The organism is Lysobacter sp. 1R34A (assembly GCF_051217035.1).
Classification (GTDB): Bacteria; Pseudomonadota; Gammaproteobacteria; order Xanthomonadales; family Xanthomonadaceae; genus Lysobacter.
Genome location: NZ_JBPKJP010000184.1, coordinates 1 through 3,027, shown reverse-complemented (window position 1 = coordinate 3,027; position 3,027 = coordinate 1). Strand labels below are relative to the sequence as shown.

3 protein-coding genes and 1 pseudogene are annotated in these 3,027 nt (G+C 69.2%); 2 read left to right on the top strand and 2 right to left on the bottom strand.

Annotated features, from left to right (window positions below; translation table 11 throughout):
- Window positions 1-52: 52 nt before the first annotated feature.
- The gene (locus ACSAMQ_RS20295; protein WP_057918692.1) at window positions 53-706 is read right to left on the bottom strand and encodes a response regulator; all 654 of its coding nucleotides are present in this window, start codon (window positions 704-706) and stop codon (window positions 53-55) included.
- Entirely contained in the window at window positions 703-1,905 is a 1,203-nt protein-coding gene (locus tag ACSAMQ_RS20290; protein ID WP_435397388.1) for a sensor histidine kinase, read from the bottom strand. The genes ACSAMQ_RS20295 and ACSAMQ_RS20290 overlap by 4 nt, the downstream gene beginning before the upstream one ends.
- A 142-nt stretch (window positions 1,906-2,047) precedes the next feature.
- Between ACSAMQ_RS20290 and ACSAMQ_RS20285 the strand changes: the two genes are divergently transcribed.
- Both ACSAMQ_RS20285 and minC read left to right on the top strand, forming a co-directional pair.
- A complete protein-coding gene (locus ACSAMQ_RS20285; RefSeq protein ID WP_435397387.1) occupies window positions 2,048-2,668 on the top strand; it encodes a GNAT family N-acetyltransferase in 621 nt (206 codons plus the stop codon).
- Window positions 2,669-2,670: 2 nt separating this feature from the next.
- Window positions 2,671-3,027, top strand: a pseudogene (gene minC / locus ACSAMQ_RS20280) (septum site-determining protein MinC); the annotation flags it as partial.

Below are 3,027 nucleotides of genomic sequence, written 5' to 3'. Positions count from 1 at the left end.
GCCGAACGCCCGCGCGCGCGGCGTCCGCGCGGGCCTCGGCGCCGGCCGATGCTCAGACCAGTTGCAGCTCGAAGGCCTTGAGCACGGCGCGGGTGCGGTCGCGCACGCCGAGCTTGGACAGGATGTTGGACACGTGGTTCTTGATCGTGCCTTCGGCCACGCCCAGCGAGTTGGCGATTTCCTTGTTGGAGAAGCCGCCGGCCATCAGGCGCAGGATCTCGGTCTCGCGCTCGGTCAGCGGGTCGGGCCGATCCAGGCTGACGAAATCGTTGCGCATGTGTTCCAGGCCCGACAGCAGGCGCTGGGTTACCGCCGGCTGAACCAGCGAACCGCCGTCGGCCACCGCCTGGATCGCGCCGACGAGTTGCTCCAGCGATACGTCCTTGAGCAGGTAGCCCTTGGCGCCGGCCTTGAGCCCGGCCAGGACCAGTTGGTCGTCGTCGAAGGTGGTCAGGATGATGGTCGGCGGCAGGTAGCCCGAGCGCGCCAGGGCCTGCAGCGCTTCCAGGCCCGACATCACCGGCATGCGCATGTCCATCAGGACCACGTCCGGGCGCACGGTCGGGATGATCTCGACGGCCTGGCGGCCGTCGCCGGCCTCGGCCACGACCTCGATGCCGTCGGCCAGGGCCAGCAGCGAGCGCACGCCCTGGCGGACCAGGGTCTGGTCGTCGACCAGCAGCACGCGGATGGGGTTGGGAATCATGTCAAAGCTCCTTCGCGGGCCATGATGGCCGCGGTGGCGGGCAGAGTCAGTTGCAGGCAGAAGCCGGCATCCGCACGGGTTTCGATGCTGAGCAGGCCGCCGTATTGCTGCAGGCGCTCGCGCATGCCGCGCAGGCCGTTGCCGGTGACCAGGTGGTCGGCGCCGCGGCCGTCGTCGCGCGCGCTCATGACGATGTGGCCGTCGTTGCGGCGCACGTCGATCCACAGGTGTTCGGCGCCGGCATGGCGCACGGTGTTGGTGATGATTTCCTGGGTGCAGCGCAGCAGCACGTGGGCGCGCTCCGGGTCGTCGAGGGTCAGCGGCGTCTCGATGTCCATGCGGATATCCAGCGCCGGAACGTTTTCGGCCAGCGGGCGCAGGGCCAGGGCCAGGTCGATCGCGCCGTTCTCGCGCAGCTGGCTCACCGCCTCGCGCACGTCGGTCAGCAGCAACCTGGCCAGAGTATGCGCCTGCTGGACGTGCTCCTTGACCCGCCCTTCCGAGAGGTGGCCTGCGACTTCCAGGTTCAGGCTCAGCGCGGTCAGGTGATGACCCAGCAGGTCGTGCAGCTCGCGCGAGATCCGGGTGCGCTCGTTGATGCGCGCGCTTTCGGCCAGCAGGGCGCGGGTCGCGCGCAGTTCGGCGTTGAGCCGGCGCTGGTCCTCGCGCGCCTGGGCCTGCTGCATCGCCACCAGCGAACTGACGAACACCAGGCTGGAAAACCCGGCGTAGGCCACCGACTGCACCACCGCCACCAGCAGCGGGTAGTGGATCGCGATCACGAATACCGGAATGATCGACAGATTGCTCAGGATCAGCCAGGCCACGCCGATCCGCAGCGGCAACAGCCACGGCAGCAGCCCGGCCACGACCATCAGCAGGATGCTGCCGATGCCGCTGTTGGAGTAATAGCCCGCGCCGATGGCGCAGCAGGTCAGGACCAGCAGCAGGGCATGGTCGGCCGGCCCCGGCCGGCGCTGGCCCAGGCCGCGGCTGGCCCACCAATAGACCACGCCGAAGGTCAGGTAGACCGCCAGCCAGCGCAGGACCAGCAGGAAGAAGGGATGCTCGCCGCTGCCGGGCAGCGTCGACACCGCCTCGGGCTCCAGCCACACGGTCACCAGCCAGCACCCGGCCATGGCCCAGGTGAACAGCCCCGCGAAGCGCATCAATTGGGTGGGGGTCAGGCGGGCCAGCATGAATGCATGCTAACGGTATGGGGCACGCGCCGGAGCCGTCCAGAAGTCATGCACTTGGCGTTCGCCCCCGGAGCGACCGCCATGCGATAATCGGGACGCCGGCACGGAACGCGTGCCGGCTTTTGAATACTTGGAGCGTGGAATGTCGATCGTTGTCCGCGACGTGCGAGAGCACGAGCTGGATTCCGTCCTTGCCCTCAACAATGCCGCCGGACCCGCGATCCTGCCGCTGGATGCGGCCCGTCTGCGTCATTTTTTCGACACCGCCGAATATTTTCGCGTCGCCGAACGTGACGGCACCCTGGCCGGATTCCTGATCGGCGTAGGTGCCAGCAGCGACCACGACAGCAGCAATTTCCGCTGGTTTCGCGAGCGTTATCCGGACTTCTTCTATATCGACCGCATCGTCGTCGCCAGCCGGCGCCGCGGCGGCGGTGTCGGCCGCGCCTTCTACGCCGACGCCCAGAGCTACGCCGAACTGCGCTATCCGCAGCTCGCCTGCGAGGTCTTCCTCGAAGGCGGCAACGACCCGGCGCTGCTGTTCCATGGCAGTTTCGGCTTCCGCGAAGTCGGCCAGCACGTCATGGAAGAGGCTGGCGTGCGCGCGGCCATGCTGATGAAACCGCTGTGCAGCTATGCCTGGGTCCGCGAGACCTATGGCGACGCCCTGCCCGAGGCCAGTTGGCTGGCCCGCCCGCGGGTGCCGGTCCGGCACGCCCCGTTCGCCGCCCAGGCGCCGCGCCCGACCGGGACCGGCCTGTGAACGTGGCCGTGGATTACGAACAGGCCGGCGAACTCAAGATCGGCCAGGTCGGCATCGCCAACCTGCGCATCCGCACCCTCGACGTCGAACGCCTGGTCGAGGAGATGCGCAGCCGGGTCCAGCGCGCCCCGAACATGTTCGGCCGGGCCGCGGTGGTGATCGACTTCGGGGGTCTCAGCCAGACGCCGGACGCCGGCACCGCCCAGGCCTTGCTCGACGGCCTGCGCGCCGCCGGCGTGCTGCCGGTGGCCCTGGCCTACGGCACCAGCGAAACCGATCGCCTGGCCCAGGCCCTGGGCCTGCCGCTGCTCGCCAAGTTCCGCGCCTCCTACGAGCGCCCCGACGGCGGCGCCCCGGAA

What these genes read in the sequence shown, in the direction of transcription:
- ACSAMQ_RS20290 (WP_435397388.1), bottom strand. Translation starts at nt 1,905, where the DNA reads ATGCTGGCCCGCCTGACCCCCACCCAATTGATGCGCTTCGCGGGGCTG.
- ACSAMQ_RS20295 (WP_057918692.1), bottom strand. Translation starts at nt 706, where the DNA reads ATGATTCCCAACCCCATCCGCGTGCTGCTGGTCGACGACCAGACCCTG.
- ACSAMQ_RS20285 (WP_435397387.1), top strand. Translation starts at nt 2,048, where the DNA reads ATGTCGATCGTTGTCCGCGACGTGCGAGAGCACGAGCTGGATTCCGTC.